Below are 16,181 nucleotides of genomic sequence, written 5' to 3'. Positions count from 1 at the left end.
AGACAAAATATAGTAGACTCCAATTAGTTCTGTATACCTTATTCGTTATGTAAGACATTTTACTAACAGTCCAGCCTAGCTATTCTTTCTAGGTTGGGCTTTTTATTGGGCAATAGATAGCGAGAGGAGAAATAGATTATATAAGCTATGTAACATAATAGCAGGTAATATATTGTTGGTTTTCACGTATAGATAGGTTGTAGCTAAAGTCAAAAATAGAACTTGAGTCATTGCGTATAGATTTCCACCATATGTAAAGCTATGCCCATAGAAAAAGAATCCTGTTGAAACCAGCCCATACACTAATTTTAACCAATTAGAATCAGTTATACTCAAAAATAGGTAACGGTACACTAATTCTTCTCTTATTGGGGCAATCACTATGACAGAAAATAGAACAACACTATCGTAATTTTGTGAGACTACTTCAAAACTGCCAAATACAAGTACCATATATATAAAATTCGTCACTAACAAAAGTAGCAAAGTGAATCCTACTTGTTTCATCATTGACAGATTCATACCTTGTAATGCTCGATTTAATTCGGGCATGCAAAGTAAGTAAATAAATAAAATCATTATCAGATTTAGACCCAATTGGTTATTTTCTAATAGTATGAGAATGGTCTTACTTCTTATTATTCCAAAGTTTGTTATACAAAAAATGGTTATCCAGACAGTTAGGATGATACTTTTTATTAGAGTTAGCCGCATATGATCTATCTTCACCTTGACCACCAATTAATAGAACTATGAATCATCTTGTCCCCCTTCTCACCGACTCCTGAAAAAGCAAGCAGTATTCGCTTAGATAGTTAAAACACTGTAATTCTCTTTCTTATCGCATTCCCAACATACAATGCTTATGTTTATTAAATAAACAATATCTTTTGGTATCTCCCTTCCAATTTATCAATTTGCCATGTAAAAGTACTCTTTATTATTTTCATCATCACTTTCTCAATTATCTCAAAGCATGACCTATTACTTTTCATTATACCTCTTCCTTTTTTTGCATAGCAAGATGTCAGACAATCATTCAGTTGTGGAGCGAACATTTTTTGTAGAAACTTATTTGAATTTCATTCTTTTATCCTGTTTCCAAGAGAAAATTTTCATTTGTATGAGCTATCACCACAACTCTCCATCTTTTCTTATGTTACTAATAAATGAAATTTAGATAAAAATCAACCTTATAACTCTTTTTATTTTATCATTTTTTTCTAATAATCAACGTTATCGAGAAAAAAGCGTTTACACAGTCGCTATTTTCTCGGTTATGATTAATTTGTAAGATACAAAGAGATGATCGCATTTGAATCTTACATAGAAAATACAAAATAAAAAAATATATATAGTGAGGAGATACAAGATGATTACAAACAATTTAAAGAAAATGATGGCAGCAGGAATGGTAGTTTTAAGTCTAGGAGGGCCAGTTTCGACATTCGCAACAAGTCTATCAACAACTGACATCGTTAGTACAAGCAAACAGGCCATTGAGCAACAATTGTATATCCATAATGGTGACTTTAATGACGGGTTTGATCGTTGGATCGTTAGTGACCCAGATTCAAATAATCCCACACTTCAAACCGTTAATGGAAATAACTTTGCTTTAGCAACAAATGGTGAAAACGTTCATCAGTATGTCACTCTAAAACCAAATACAACGTATACATTCAGTTATGATGTTGCAGCAAGCGAATCAGCACCAGGACGTGTTGAATTAGGGATCATGACTCATGGTGTCGGTTTTGATGTATTAGAGCGCGTTGAACATAATAATGAGGACTGGGAACGTGGCAAACTTACCTTTACGACTCCAGACGCTGAAAATACATACCTTGTGCGCTTTGCCTCTACATGGACTGGTTGGGCGAAATATGACAATATCCAAGTGGAAACAGGCGTAACAGCAACAAACTTGTTATCTGTAGGGAGAGAAGGTAATCGAGCATTTGCCTACTTAACTTTAGATCAGGATCGTTTCAATAGCCGAGAAAGACTAGTCGTGACTGTTGATGGAAGATACCTTTTTGAAACACACAACGGGATGCATTACTATTCCTATAGAAGATTCATTGATGGCAATATCCAAATCCTACAAGCCATTGCAGGTACTGCAGGTCAAGTTATCGAAGTTTTTAGAGCACCTGGACACCCAGGACAACATTTACCAGGACGAGTATTGTTAGAATCATATACTATTGAAGCAGATTTGTTTTAATCATAAATGATCATAAATCATACCATATTACGTGAGCAAATAAATGATTAAGGTATTCATCTAGACGAAGCCACCAACAGGATATGACTCATTTGTCACATCCTGTTGGTGGCCTAGTTCGGAACAGAAAGAGCGTAACTCGCTTCTTTCTGTTCTATTTTATTTGGTTAAGATTGTGCCATTCGTCTGCAATTGAAGGAATGTCGATTCACATTTTAGACATTCAAATGGTTGACTTTAGAAGGACTCTCGAAGTAACTGAAGCAACGGTTGTCATTGATTTCAGGTTATGTGAGACAGTTTCTGCAAAAAAATGTGACTGCCAATTTTCTATTAATAGAAGTTTAGGCAGTCACACTTTCTTGCTGTTTAATTATTACTTTATTCTTGAATCGCCGTTTCCAATCCTACTTCAATCATGTCATTGAATGTTGTCTGACGTTCGCTGGCAGTTGTTTCTTCACCCGTGATCAGATGGTCACTGACCGTCATGATCGCTAGTGTTTGCACGTGGTATTTTGCACCTAGATAATACAACGCAGCAGCTTCCATTTCCACGCCCATCACACCAAGTTCTGCTAACTTGAATGTTTCTGTCAAATCGTCTTTGTAGAAAGAATCTTCTGATAGTACATTGCCGACGTGTGTAGTAAAACCCTTTTCTTTCGCTACTTCGTATGCTTTTAACAACAAGTCAAAATCACAGATTGGTGGAAAGTGGAAGGCGTTGAAATCCTTCTCAATCATGGAAGAACTAGTCGCAGCTCCTTGTGCTAACACCAAGTCGCGAACGTGTACGTCTTTTGACAAGGCACCGCACGTGCCAACACGAATCAATTTTTTTACGTCATAGGAATTGACCAACTCATGCGCATAGATCATCGCTGAAGGCATCCCCATTCCTGTTCCTTGAACAGAGACTCTTTCGCCTTTATACGTTCCAGTATAACCAAGCATACCGCGTACTTGGTTATAGCAAACGGGATTCTCTAAAAAAGTTTCTGCAATATACTTCGCTCTTAGTGGATCGCCAGGAAGTAAAATCTTGTCTGCGATCTCTCCTGGTTTTGCTTCAATATGAACACTCATTTCCAGACCTCTCAATCAATTTTTTATAGTAAAGAAAGTGTTTCTTTGATCAATGATTTAAATGTTTGTTTGACTCTCTCAGTTGTTTCAACGACTTCTTCGTGATTCAAGTTTGCTTGCATACCAGCAGCCAAGTTGGTGATACAAGAAATTCCTAAGACCTTCAACCCGCTATGAGCTGCAACAATGACTTCTGGTACAGTCGACATGCCCACTGCATCTGCTCCCATCACGCGAGACATACGAATCTCAGCGGGTGTTTCATAAGTTGGACCAGAATAGCCCATATACACGCCTTCTTTTAATTCTACGTCTAATGATGTCGCTGCTGCTTTTGCCATTTCACGATACGCTTTTGTGTAAGCTTCACTCATATCAGGGAAGCGAGGACCCATTTCTTCATCATTAGGTCCAATCAATGGATTTTGACCTGTAAAGTTGATATGATCCGTGATCAGCATCAAATCACCTGGTGCAAATGATTCATTCACGCCCCCACACGCATTGGTCACAACAACTGAATGCGCGCCTAGCGCAGCCATCACTCGCACAGGATAAGTGACTGTTTGCATCGAATGACCTTCATAAAAATGGAAACGTCCTTGCATCGCCAATACTTTTTTGCCTGAAAGCGTTCCGTAAACAAGTTGACCTGCATGTCCAACGACTGTCGAAGTTGGAAAGAACGGAATCTTATCATAAGGAATCACGATTGCTTCTTCAATCTCCTCTGCTAATTCACCTAAACCTGAACCTAAGATCATGCCAAAATCGATCGTTCCGACACCTTTGCTTTTGATAAACGCAGTCGTCTCTTGTAACATCTCATTTAATTTCATTGTTTTTCTCCTATATATAAAATTTTGATTATTCTATCTTACATAATAAAGCCAATGATGATTCATTGATGGATGATGCACGTCGTTATTTCAATAGTTTTAAAAAGCTTTCGCCATTTTCAGTTGCTGCTACGTCAAAGTTTTCGGCAATCGTTGCAGAGATATCCGCATAATAACCTTGTGGTAAACTACCTTGCCCACTCATTTGTTTACTATAAGCAAGTAGTGGCACATATTCGCGAGTATGGTCGGTACCAGTGAAAGTTGGATCATTCCCATGGTCAGCGGTGATCAATAATAGATCATCATCAGCCATTGCATCTAATAATTCTGGAATACGCAAATCAAAATCTTCAATGGCGCGCGCATAACCAACCACATCGCGACGATGACCGTATAACGCATCAAAATCGACTAAGTTTGTAAAACTCAACCCAGTGAAGTCTTGTTTCATCACATTCAATAATTGATCCACACCGTCCATATTGCTTTTCGTACGAACAGAATCGGTGATGCCTTGACCATTGAAAATATCATTGATCTTACCGACTGCAATAACATCTTTGCCGGCTTCTTTCAATGAGTCTAAAACCGTATGTCCAAATGGATCTAATGCGTAATCGTGACGGTTGCTTGTTCGCGTAAAGTTACCTGGCTCACCAAGATATGGACGGGCAATGATCCGACCGATCATATAAGGATCATCTTTTGTAATTTCACGAACATATTCGCAAATCCGATAAAGTTCTTCTAAAGGAATAATTTCCTCATGTGCAGCAATTTGTAACACTGGATCAGCTGACGTATAAACGATCAAGTCGCCGGTTTTCATTTGATGTTCACCAAAGTCGTCAATGACTGCTGTTCCGCTATAAGGTTCGTTACAAACAATTTTACGTCCAGAGAAGTCTTCGATTTTCTTCAATAATTCATCAGGGAAGCCGTTTGGAAAAACACGAAATGGTGTTTTGATATTCAAGCCCATGATTTCCCAATGTCCTGTCATTGTATCTTTGCCGACAGAAACTTCTTCCAATTTTGTCGCATACCCTTGATGATCTTGCACTGCTTCGACCCCTTCTAAAGGACGAATCGTTCCTAATCCAAGTTGCTCCAAATTCGGTATCGTCAACCCAGCTTCTTTAGCAATATGACCTAATGTATCCGAACCTTTATCTCCGAATTTTTCAGCATCAGGTGCTTCTCCGATTCCGACTGAATCCATGACGATCAAATGTACGCGTTTAAACATGAGTATTCCTTCTTTCTATTTATTTTCTTTATAAAGTAAAAAGGGCGAGCCGAAAAAAACTTCCCGTAACCCGCCCTTTTTAATCACTAAACGATTATTTGGATTTTATATAATTCTTACCGTTGGCTTTTGGTCCAGATGCTTTACCTAAGAACGCCACTAAAACGATAATCGTTAATAGATAAGGCGCAATCTGTAGTAAAACTGGTGGAATTGAAGAAATCACTGGTAATTGCGCGCCGATGATACTCAAACTTTGTGCAAAACCAAAGAATAAGGATGCACCCATCGCACCTAGTGGATTCCACTTACCAAAAATCATTGCAGCCATTGAGATGAACCCTTGACCGACAATCGTTCCTGCTGAAAAGTTCCCAGAGATCGATTGAGCAAAAACAGCTCCACCCATTCCTCCAAGAAGACCAGAAATCAAGACACCTGAATAGCGCATCGCATATACATTGATCCCTAGTGTATCTGCAGCTTGAGGATTTTCCCCAACAGAACGTAAACGTAAACCAAATTTAGTTTTGAAGATGACGAACCATGCGATAACAGCAATTAAAATCGCACAATACGCTGGTAAAAATGTATTTCTAAAGAAAATTTGACCAATCACTGGAATCTCAGATAATCCAGGAAATGAAAAGTAACCTAAGTTTTGTGAGATATTGTCTGTTTGTCCTTTACCATACCATGCTTTGATCAAAAATACACCTAAAGCAGGTGCCATCAAATTGATGACCGTTCCGCTGATGATATGGTCTGCGCGCAAGCTGATCGTTGCGACTGCATGGATCAAGGAAAAGAGAACACCAACCACGCCACCGACTAAAATAGCAATCCAAGGAGTCATTGAGCCTAATGTGTCACTCATCGTCAAGTTGAAGACGACCGCACTAAACGCCCCCATCACCATGATGCCTTCTAACCCAACGTTGACGATCCCGCTTCGTTCAGAAAACGTTCCGCCTAAGGAGGTTAAAATCAACGGTGTTGAATAAACAAGTGTTGATGTAAGGATCAAGGAAATCAGTTCTACTGTTGACATTACAGCTCTCCTCCTTCTTGATTTTGATGATTTGGTTTCGTTTCAATCGTTGCGACGATTTCCTCTTGTTTTTTCCCTTGGAAGAATTTCGCCATAAGGAAACGAATCAAGAAGTTGATCCCCACGAAGAAGATGATCAAGGCAATCGATACATTGACGATTTCAAACGGTACCCCAGCACCGGTCTGCATCCCTAATCCACCGATTTTTAGGACACTGAATAATAGCGCAGATAACAAAATCCCAATGGCAGAACCAGAACCTAATAATGACACGGCCATACCGTCAAACCCGATGGATAATGAAGTTGTTTGAACGAAGAAGTTTTGGTATGTTCCTAGTCCTTCGACCACACCACCTAGTCCAGCTAATCCACCAGAAATAACCATGGATAAGACAATTGTTCGTTTACTACTCATTCCCGCATATTCAGAGGCGTATGGATTCAATCCAACAGAACGGATCTCAAAGCCTAAGGTTGTTTTCTTCATAACGATCCATACAACCACTAACGCAATCAGTGCCAAGAAGAGTCCGCCATTCACACGAGAGCCTCCAAACATCTGCGTTAGCCAAGGAATACGTAAGGAAGCATTCTCACTGATCATATTTGAAGAGTCTAAACTTGAACGATAAGATTCAGGCATTATTTCATGAAGTGTATACGTACTTAAATAGAGCAAAATATAATTCATCATGATTGTTACGATAACTTCACTTGTTCCAAAGAACGCACGTAACAATCCTGGAATAGCTGCGGCCATTGCCCCAGCAAGTGCACCTAAAATCACGCACATTGGCAAGAGAATGATTTTTGGTAGATCTGGAAAAGCTAATGCGGTCCAAATGCTTATGATCCAACCACAAAGTGCTTGTCCAGAAAGCCCGATATTAAAGAATCCGGCTGAATTTGCAACAGAAAAACCTAAGGCTGTAAAAATCAAAGGTGTTGCTTGTCTTAATGTTTCACCAATACTTCGTTGTGAACCTAACGAAGCATTCAACATGGAAGAATATCCTTGGATTGGATGGTAACCAAAGGCAACCATCAAAATAGCACCTAGAATCAACCCTAAAATAACCGAAAATATAGGCACTAGCAGATTACGGAACCTTTCGCTACGATCATTCATGTGTGTCACCAACCTTTTCTAACTCTCTACGTGCTTCTTCTAAAGTATAACCCGCCATCAATAGACCTAGCTCGTTTTCAGATGTTTCTTTTGGATCAACGATCCCCACGATTTTTCCTTGATGGATTACCGCAATACGATCGGACACATTTAAAATTTCTTCTAATTCAAAACTAACCAATAAAACTGCTTTGAACTTATCACGTTGCTCAATCAAACGTTTATGGATAAACTCGATCGCACCAACATCTAATCCACGTGTTGGATTCGCAACGATCAGTAGATCAGGGTCACGATCGATCTCACGTGCAATGATGGCTTTTTGTTGGTTCCCACCAGATAAAGCTTTCGCTGGAACTAATTCGTTCGTTGTCCGCACATCATACTCATCGATTAAATCTCTCGCATGTTCATTCATCACACCATAGTTCAACAGACCATTTTTACTATACGGTTTTTGATAGTAGGTTTGCATGGCAATATTTTCAGATAAAGTCATATCAAGAACCAAGCCATATTTATGTCGATCTTCTGGCACATGTCCTAGCCCAGATTCAGTGATTTTACGTGGTTTTTTATTCGTGATCTCTTCGTCTTTCAAACGAATCGTTCCACTTTCTACTCTACGTAAACCAGTTAACGCTTGAATCAACTCCGATTGTCCATTTCCATCGATTCCAGCAATACCCAAGACTTCACCTGCTCGGACTTCCAGACTCAAATCTTTCACTGCTTCTAATCCGCGGTTTTCTTTAACTACAAGATTTTCAACAGAAAGCACTACTTCTTGTGGACGTGCTTCTTTTTTCATTGTTTTGAATGAGACGGTTCTTCCGACCATCATATCGGCTAACTGTTGCGAAGAAACATCTTTCACATTGACCGTTCCAATCCCTTGACCACGACGAATGACCGTACAACGATCGGCAACTGCTTTGATCTCATCTAATTTATGTGTGATCAAAATGATCGACTTTCCTTCTTTGACTAACTCTTTCATGATCACGATCAATTCATCGATTTCTTGCGGCGTCAGTACGGCTGTTGGCTCATCAAAGATCAAGACATCTGCCCCACGATAGAGTGTTTTTAAAATCTCCACACGTTGTTCCATACCGACAGAAATATCACGAACGTACGCATCCGGATTCACTGCTAAGCCGTATTGTTCAGATAATCGTTTGATTTCTTCACGGGCTTTCTTGCGGTTCAAGATACCGCCTGTACTTGGCTCACTACCCAGTACGATATTTTCTGTTACTGTGAATGCATCGACTAACATAAAGTGTTGATGCACCATTCCGATCCCTAATTGATTGGCTTTCGTCGGGCTCGTGATGTTTACTTCTTTGCCGTGCATCAAAATCTCACCTGATGTTGGCTCTAAAAGACCGGATAAAACATTCATTAACGTTGATTTACCTGCACCATTTTCACCAAGCAAGGCATGGATTTCTCCTGCTTTCACTTGAAGGTTGATGTTGTCATTTGCTTTGAAAGTACCGAATTGTTTCGTGATATTTCGCATTTCGATGACAATATTTTCTTGATCCACATTTTTCACATCCTAACAATTTATATCCAGACGACATTGTTTAAAAAATAAAAGGGACGATGACGATCGTTCACAAAACGTCGCTCATCGAGTAACCAAAATCCAAGGAGCTAAGCTACTTGTTACAAGTTGTTCCCTTATCCAAATCGGGGTACCTAGCAACTTGCATAAAAAAACAACATTAAGTAGATAACTAAACGATAGCCCTGTTAAACAATTGTCCAACAAGGCTATAGAAATGGTATTTATTAGCTTTCAGGAGTTTCAGGAACTTCGATATCACCTGAAATGATTTTTTCTTTTGCTTCATCTACTGCTTTTTTCGCTTCATCAGAAAGTTGGCCTTCAGTGATACCGACACCATCTTCTTTCAAACCATAAACAGTGTGTTCGCCACCAGGGAAGTTACCGTCTGCTGATTGTTGAGCTAAATCTTTTACAACTGTTCCTACACCTTTAAGTGTTGATGTCAATGTGAAGTTTTTGTCTTCACCATTCAATGTGTAGTTTCCTTCGTCAGATTGGTCACGGTCAACACCGATTACCCAAACTGTTTTGTCGCCTGATTCATTTAATGATTTTGCTTCTTGGAAGACACCGTTACCTGTACCACCTGAAGCATGGAAAATGATGTCAGCATTTTGTGCGTACATACCTTGTGCGATTGAACGTCCTTTATCTGGAGCTGAGAAATCACCTGCATATTGGTTCAATACTTCGATTTCTTTGTTCAACGCTTCAGCACCTGCTTTAACTCCGGCATTAAAACCAGCTTCAAAACGGTCGATTACTTCACCTTTAACACCACCGATAAATCCAACCACATTTGTTTCAGTTGTGTAAGCTGCTGCAACTCCAGCAAGATAAGAAGCTTCGTTATCTTTGAATGTTGCTGAAACGACGTTGTCTTTTCCTTCGATCACATCATCAATGATTGCAAAGTTTGTTTCAGGGTTACTTGTTGCTTGTTCTTCGATTGCAGGTTTCAATTTAAACCCAATCCCAAAAATTGTTTTGAAGCCAGCGTTTAACGCTTGATCGATATTTGGGATATAGTCTGATTCATTGGCAGATTGGAAATATTGGAAGCCATCGTTTCCACGTGACAAGCCTTGCTCTTTACCCCAATCTTCTAACCCTTCCCAAGCTGACTGGTTGAATGAACGGTCGTCGACGCCACCTGTATCTGTAATCAATGCTGCAGTTGCTGTTCCTGATGCACTGTTTCCACCGGTTGAATCAGTAGAATCTGAACCGCCGTTACCGCATGCGCTTAAAAGTAAGCCTGCTGATAGTGCGATAGCACCTAAACCAAATAATTTTGCTTTTTTCATTTCTGTAAAGCCCCCTAAAAGTAGTTGTTTTTTCAACAGTCAGCTGACTGAATTGAACATAATTTATAAATCTTTTTCTGAAAATGCGTAAGGTAATAACTCTCTTACCGTCATCGTTTTCGTCACACCATTGTCGCCAACCAACGTGACTGGCATCTCTGGGTCACAAAATTCTGCCATTACTTGACGACAAGCACCACATGGAGAAATCGGCTCAGGTGTATGACCTGCAACGACTAGATGTGTAAAGTCCATTTCTTTTTCAGATACTGCTTTAAAAAACGCAGTACGTTCTGCGCAATTCGTTAAGCCAAATGACGCATTTTCGATATTCAATCCTTGATAGGTTTTCCCAGATGCTGTCACTAAACAAGCACCTACTGGAAATTTGGAATAAGGCACATACGCTTTATCCAAAGCGTCGATAGCGATATCGATCCATTCTTGTTTGATTTCTGACATCTTTTTCTCCTTAGAATATTAATAGCCTTCGCCAGTTGAACCGGACATGATTGACACACCAGCACTTGTACCGATTCGTGTTGCACCGGCTTCGATCATCGCAATGGCTTCTGCTTCATTGTGGATACCTCCTGAAGCTTTGACGCCCATTTCTGGACCAACCGTTTCACGCATCAAGCGGATATCTTCCACTTTCGCGCCACCTGTTGAGAACCCAGTAGATGTTTTCACAAAATCAGCTCCTGCAGCTTTCGCTAATTCGCAAGCTTTGATGATTTCCGCCTGTTCTAACAAGGCTGTTTCAATAATTACTTTAACTAACGCACGATCTTTTGCAGCTTCGACTACGGCTTCGATATCTTTTTTCACGACATCGTCTTGTTCAGATTTCAAGGCACCGATATTGATGACCATATCCACTTCATCTGCGCCATTTTCGATCGCATTCGTTGTTTCAAATGCCTTTGTTGCGGCTGTATTTGCTCCTAATGGGAAACCAATAACGGTACAAACAGCGACTGGCTCACCTTGTAATTCCTCTTTCGCCAAGGCAACCCATGTTGGATTGATACATACTGAATAGAAATGATGTTTTTTTGCTTCCTCAATAATGCGCATCACATCTGCTTTTGTTGCATCTGCTTTTAGAATTGTGTGGTCGATCATTCGATTTAATTCCATGTCTCTTCTCCTTTTACTCTGTAATGATGTCATGAATCAAGATAGGCTGTTCAGCCGTATCACCGATTTCAATATTTTTATATAACAAGTCGATCACTGGCGAAATGTCTTCTTCATTACTATAGATCGTCAATAGCGATTCGCCAGTTTCTACTTTATCACCGATTTTCTTATTCAATCGCAAACCAACAGCATGATCGATCGAATCTTCTTTCGTTTTACGTCCTGCACCAAGCATCATTGCTGCGATCCCTAATTCGTTCGCAACGATTTTTGTCACGACACCTGTTGTCTTCGCTGGCAGTTCATAAATATAACGAGCAGTTAACAACCGCGCAGGTTCATCGACGATCGTCGAGTCGCCCCCTTGGTTTTGGATCATTTCTTTGAATTTGGCTAGCGCTCGCCCAGATTCGAGGGCTTCTTTTAGCATTTCGCGCGCTTCTTCGATCGATGCCGCTTTTTCGGCTAAAACGACCATTTGACTACCTAAAGCATAGCACATTTCAACTAAATCTTCCGGTCCGTTCCCTTGAAGTGTTTCAATGGCTTCAACGACTTCTAAGCTGTTGCCGATTGCTTCACCCAACGGTTCAGACATATCAGAAATCACTGCTACTGTTTGGCGACCGGCTAATTTGCCGATCCGTGTCATGGTCTTCGCCAAGCGTCTTGCATCTTCGATATTTTTCATGAAGGCACCGTCACCCGTCGTCACATCTAGCACGATCGCATCCGCTCCTGCGGCGATTTTCTTACTCATGATCGAACTAGCAATCAATGGGATCGAGTTGACCGTTGCCGTCACATCACGCAAGGCATACAATTTTTTATCTGCTGGAGCGAGATTGCCCGATTGGCCGATCACCGCTACTTTACTTTCGTTCACGGTGCGGATGAATTCTTCATCTGATAGTTCGATCCGAAATCCAGGAATAGCCTCTAACTTATCTAATGTACCACCTGTGTAACCAAGACCACGCCCTGACATTTTTGCCACAGTTGCGCCTACACTTGCTACTAAAGGTGCTAAAATCAAGGTGGTTGTATCCCCTACCCCTCCGGTAGAATGCTTGTCGACTTTGATCCCATCTAAGGAACTCAAATCGATCACATCGCCAGAATGAGCGATTGCCAACGTTAGATCAGTGATTTCTTCATCGGTCATATCCTGATAGAAGATAGCCATCAATAATGCGCTGATTTGGTAATCAGGAATGTTATCATTTGTGTAGTTCGTGACAATGTACGCAATCTCTTCCTTTGATAATTGGTGTCCATCTCTCTTTTTTTCGATCAAATCGACCATCCGCATGCCGTAATCCTCCTCGTTCTTCATTCGGTATTATACAGGAATTTCGAAAAAGGTAAACCACTTTAGTAAACCGGTTTACTATTTTCCCGCAATGTATCTTACCAACTTTGTAAACACTTACATAAGCAATATAACGCCCTACTAGACCTTTGTCAATGTTTTTACGCTCTCACGAATAATTAATTTTGTTTCAAAGACTTTGTTCGGAACTTTTCTTTGTGGAAATTCAATCGTGTCAATCAAAAAGCGAGCTGCATAAAAACCAATATCGAAACTCGGTTGTTTGACCGTTGTCAACTTAGGGATCATATACTCAGACAATTTTAATCCATCAAAGCCGATGACCGAAATATCCTCTGGAATACGCTTGCCCATTTCATCGATTGCTTGGTAACAACCAATCGCCATGGCATCATTGCCACAAAACACCGCCGTCACATCTTTGTGCCGTAACAAGCGTTTACTTGCTTCGTACCCTCCTTGGACAGTCAGATCTCCTTCTTCTACAAACTTACCGTTGAACGCTAATCCATGATCTTTTAATGCATGACGATAACCATTGAATCGCTCTTCTAACTGATAATAGCCAGTTGTCTCTTTTAGCATACCAATTTTAGTATGACCATTTTTGATCAATAACGAGACAGCTTGATAAGCGCCTTCATATTCCTTCACGATCAAGCGACCGTTATCCCGACGATTCAACCCACGATCGATCAGGATGATCGGCATGTTGTTATAAAAACCACTATCAAGGGCATACTCTTGAGGCAATACATTCGGCGTTGCTAACAATAAACCATCCACGGATCGATGAGAAAGTTCCCTTAAATACTTCAGTTCATTGTCTTGACTATGTCTGGAGTTACAAAGAATGATGACATATCCTAAGGGATTTAAATAACTTTCAACCCCTTCGATCACTTTTGAAAAGAAGAAATCCGTCACATCTGGCACGATCATACCAATCGTTTTTGAGTGACGATTGATCACATTAGAAGCAAAATAATCTGGCTTGTAATGATGTTCATTTACGATCGACAACACTTTTTTTCGTGTCTTTTCACTAAAACGGCTGCCTTTATTATTTAAAATCTGTGACACAGTCGTCACTGAAACACCCGCCATCTCAGCAATATCTCGAATTGTCAGTTTCACTTTTGTTCCCCCTTTATATATGTAAATTCCCTAACAGTGTACCAAATGGTTTTCGAAATGGATAGAGGGAAAAAAGGCTTGGTCAAAAGTAAATGCGTCTCAGATAAATATTTGCCAGCTAAATTTTATAAACAACGATTTATTTTTCGAAGTTCGCTCTCACTTTCCCCAGTCCAACTTTATTTACCCACCTCCACTGGCTATATAGGTGCGGAACACACCTCCTTTTAACTAAATGATCTATACAATAAAACACCAATTGAACTCAACATTTCTGAGCTAATTGGTGTTTTGACATCCACTTCTCCTCAATCAGTCAAAGAACAACCGATAACTATCAGTTTATTTGATGCAGTATCAGAAATTGTCCAAAAGAAAGTACCCATCCATTCCCTACCCGCAGAAAAATAATTCGACCAATTATCATTCCACTTGTATATCGTTAACGCAGTTTTATCAGGAAATAATACATCATTCCAAAAAATAAAATCTGCTTCATCTCCAATATTAGAATACATAGAACAAAGAAATGTTTGGGCGTAACCAGAAACATAGTTGTTTTTATCTGCTTTTTCAACTGAAAAGAAAGCATCTACCTCTATCTGTTTCCCATACATTAACTCCGGATTCACTGCATATATCAATTTAATCGGACTACATATGATAGGTAAATCATCAAAGTAACGTACATCTGTATAGAGAATTCCTGGAACACCTCTTTCATCATTCTTCACTTTGATGAATTCGAGGGCAGCTTTACGATGACTGGGCCATCCACGATAATCTGTTTCTTCAAAAAATACATAATCGAGTCCAAGCCTAGCTCTTGGAAATTTTTTTGAACAAAGCTTCTTTTCAAACTGAAACGTCTCTTCTTTTAAGAATTTCATTCTGTCCTCCTCATTCAATTCAATGTAGATGCCCCGCATACCGTAAATCTTTTTCTTGTTGGATCATAAATCGTCCACAGATACGCTCCTTTTCCGGAATGTTTTCCATAAGCAAAATAATCTGACCACGTGTTGTTCCATTGATAAATGACTAACGTTTCTTTCCTAGGAAACAAGTAATCATTTAGTTCAATAAAATCTTTTTTACTTCCTTTATAGAAAAAAGGGATTTTAAAAAAAGCGTAGGCATAATCTGAAAGATACTGCCCTTTCAAGTCACTATATGTAGAAAAAAAAGCGTCGAATGAAATTCGTTCTGCTTCCATTACACTTGGGTTTATGGAATAGGATGCTGTTATATTGACTGGGAAATCAAGTTTATCTGTATACTCAATTCGATCATGCCCTCGTCTCTGATTGATGAACGTAACAAATGCTAGGGCTGCTTTTCTATGGCTTTCGTATCCTTGATCATTCTTTTCTTGGAAAAATACATAGTTGATTGCTAAATCTTTCATCCAAATGTTTTTTTCAACCATGGTCAATACAAATCGATTCGTCTCCTTATCCAATAATTTCATATGGTTCCTCCTCTACTAGTGGTATGTAAATAACAGTTATACGTTTTTGTTGTGGATCGTATACTGTGAATAAGCGGTTTCCTTTATGCCTTCTACCCATACGAAAAAATGTCGACCAATCATCATTCCATTCTTTAATAACTAAACGCTCTTGCTCTGGAAATAATTCTTTATTTAAACGATAAAAATCCTTCTCTGCACTAGAATGATCTTCCCTACCATAAAGAAAAGCATGGGTATAATGTCCATAATCAGCAAAAAAATCGCTATAGCTAAGATTAGATCCTCGCATCAACGCAGGATTGACTAAAATCGGGTACTGCTCTAGGTGATCAAACGATAAAAGTTCGCTAAAAATGATATTCTCTATTGAGCTGCTGTCTTTTTTGTTGAAATGATGATCCTTATTATTTAAAAATTGCAAAATTGCTTGTTTATGGCTCTGTTCCTCTTGATAGTCTGTTGTACGAAAAAAAGCATGATCCAAATATAGTATTTTGTACTTCCCCATTCTATTGCTCCATTTATATATAAGTTTCTCCATTTCTTCTTTGTTAAAAAACTCCATCCTCTTTCCTCCTCCGCTACTTCTTAAATAACTTCTCGCTGTA

16 protein-coding genes are annotated in these 16,181 nt (G+C 39.4%); 1 reads left to right on the top strand and 15 read right to left on the bottom strand.

Features of this window, described 5'->3' with window-relative positions:
* Window positions 1-102: 102 nt before the first annotated feature.
* A complete protein-coding gene (locus tag IGJ19_RS00400) occupies window positions 103-453 on the bottom strand; it encodes a CPBP family intramembrane glutamic endopeptidase (RefSeq protein WP_430604554.1) in 351 nt (116 codons plus the stop codon).
* 919 nt (window positions 454-1,372) lie between these two features.
* On the opposite strand from IGJ19_RS00400, the gene IGJ19_RS00395 reads away from it, so the two are divergent.
* On the top strand, window positions 1,373-2,230 hold the full coding sequence (locus IGJ19_RS00395) for a carbohydrate binding domain-containing protein (protein ID WP_430604288.1): 858 nt from the start codon (window positions 1,373-1,375) through the stop codon (window positions 2,228-2,230).
* Window positions 2,231-2,611: 381 nt separating this feature from the next.
* Here the strand turns inward: IGJ19_RS00395 and deoD are convergent, their stop codons facing one another.
* From deoD to IGJ19_RS00325, 14 genes are all read right to left on the bottom strand, one after another.
* The gene (deoD, locus tag IGJ19_RS00390; RefSeq protein WP_430604287.1) at window positions 2,612-3,319 is read right to left on the bottom strand and encodes a purine-nucleoside phosphorylase; all 708 of its coding nucleotides are present in this window, start codon (window positions 3,317-3,319) and stop codon (window positions 2,612-2,614) included.
* A 23-nt stretch (window positions 3,320-3,342) separates the two neighbouring features.
* Window positions 3,343-4,158 (bottom strand): purine-nucleoside phosphorylase, encoded by an 816-nt coding sequence (locus IGJ19_RS00385; RefSeq protein WP_010734482.1) that lies wholly within the window; start codon window positions 4,156-4,158, stop codon window positions 3,343-3,345.
* A gap of 85 nt (window positions 4,159-4,243) precedes the next feature.
* Complete coding sequence (deoB, locus tag IGJ19_RS00380) at window positions 4,244-5,410, bottom strand: phosphopentomutase (protein WP_071867738.1); 1,167 nt, start codon at window positions 5,408-5,410, stop codon at window positions 4,244-4,246.
* A 94-nt stretch (window positions 5,411-5,504) separates the two neighbouring features.
* Window positions 5,505-6,461, bottom strand: coding sequence for an ABC transporter permease (locus IGJ19_RS00375; protein WP_010734484.1), 957 nt, complete (start codon window positions 6,459-6,461; stop codon window positions 5,505-5,507).
* On the bottom strand, window positions 6,461-7,594 hold the full coding sequence (locus IGJ19_RS00370; RefSeq protein WP_071867739.1) for an ABC transporter permease: 1,134 nt from the start codon (window positions 7,592-7,594) through the stop codon (window positions 6,461-6,463). The genes IGJ19_RS00375 and IGJ19_RS00370 overlap by 1 nt, the downstream gene beginning before the upstream one ends.
* Window positions 7,587-9,149, bottom strand: coding sequence for an ABC transporter ATP-binding protein (locus IGJ19_RS00365; protein ID WP_071867740.1), 1,563 nt, complete (start codon window positions 9,147-9,149; stop codon window positions 7,587-7,589). The genes IGJ19_RS00370 and IGJ19_RS00365 overlap by 8 nt, the downstream gene beginning before the upstream one ends.
* A 248-nt stretch (window positions 9,150-9,397) precedes the next feature.
* Window positions 9,398-10,483 (bottom strand): BMP family lipoprotein, encoded by a 1,086-nt coding sequence (locus IGJ19_RS00360; RefSeq protein WP_071867741.1) that lies wholly within the window; start codon window positions 10,481-10,483, stop codon window positions 9,398-9,400.
* Between the two features lie 63 nt (window positions 10,484-10,546).
* Window positions 10,547-10,945 carry a cytidine deaminase gene (locus tag IGJ19_RS00355; RefSeq protein ID WP_430604286.1) on the bottom strand — a complete coding sequence of 133 codons (399 nt, stop codon included), beginning with the start codon at window positions 10,943-10,945 and terminating at the stop codon, window positions 10,547-10,549.
* 18 nt (window positions 10,946-10,963) lie between these two features.
* Window positions 10,964-11,626, bottom strand: a complete 663-nt coding sequence (gene deoC, locus IGJ19_RS00350; protein WP_071867743.1) for a deoxyribose-phosphate aldolase — start codon at window positions 11,624-11,626, stop codon at window positions 10,964-10,966.
* 13 nt (window positions 11,627-11,639) lie between these two features.
* On the bottom strand, window positions 11,640-12,941 hold the full coding sequence (locus IGJ19_RS00345; RefSeq protein WP_430604285.1) for a pyrimidine-nucleoside phosphorylase: 1,302 nt from the start codon (window positions 12,939-12,941) through the stop codon (window positions 11,640-11,642).
* Between the two features lie 141 nt (window positions 12,942-13,082).
* Window positions 13,083-14,099, bottom strand: a complete 1,017-nt coding sequence (locus tag IGJ19_RS00340) for a LacI family DNA-binding transcriptional regulator (protein WP_071867745.1) — start codon at window positions 14,097-14,099, stop codon at window positions 13,083-13,085.
* Between the two features lie 308 nt (window positions 14,100-14,407).
* Window positions 14,408-14,989 carry a hypothetical protein gene (locus IGJ19_RS00335; RefSeq protein ID WP_161642265.1) on the bottom strand — a complete coding sequence of 194 codons (582 nt, stop codon included), beginning with the start codon at window positions 14,987-14,989 and terminating at the stop codon, window positions 14,408-14,410.
* Between the two features lie 14 nt (window positions 14,990-15,003).
* Window positions 15,004-15,570: a hypothetical protein gene (locus IGJ19_RS00330; protein ID WP_108144368.1), complete on the bottom strand. Its 567-nt coding sequence runs from the start codon at window positions 15,568-15,570 to the stop codon at window positions 15,004-15,006.
* Window positions 15,554-16,138, bottom strand: coding sequence for a hypothetical protein (locus tag IGJ19_RS00325; protein WP_104872642.1), 585 nt, complete (start codon window positions 16,136-16,138; stop codon window positions 15,554-15,556). The genes IGJ19_RS00330 and IGJ19_RS00325 overlap by 17 nt, the downstream gene beginning before the upstream one ends.
* Window positions 16,139-16,181 lie beyond the last annotated feature (43 nt).

The sequence above is a fragment of the Enterococcus sp. DIV1368b genome (assembly GCF_050529595.1).
In the GTDB taxonomy this organism is placed as follows: Bacteria; Bacillota; Bacilli; order Lactobacillales; family Enterococcaceae; genus Enterococcus_B; species Enterococcus_B mundtii.
The sequence above is the reverse complement of the archived record's forward strand: the minus strand, read 5'-3'. Positions and strand labels throughout refer to the sequence as shown.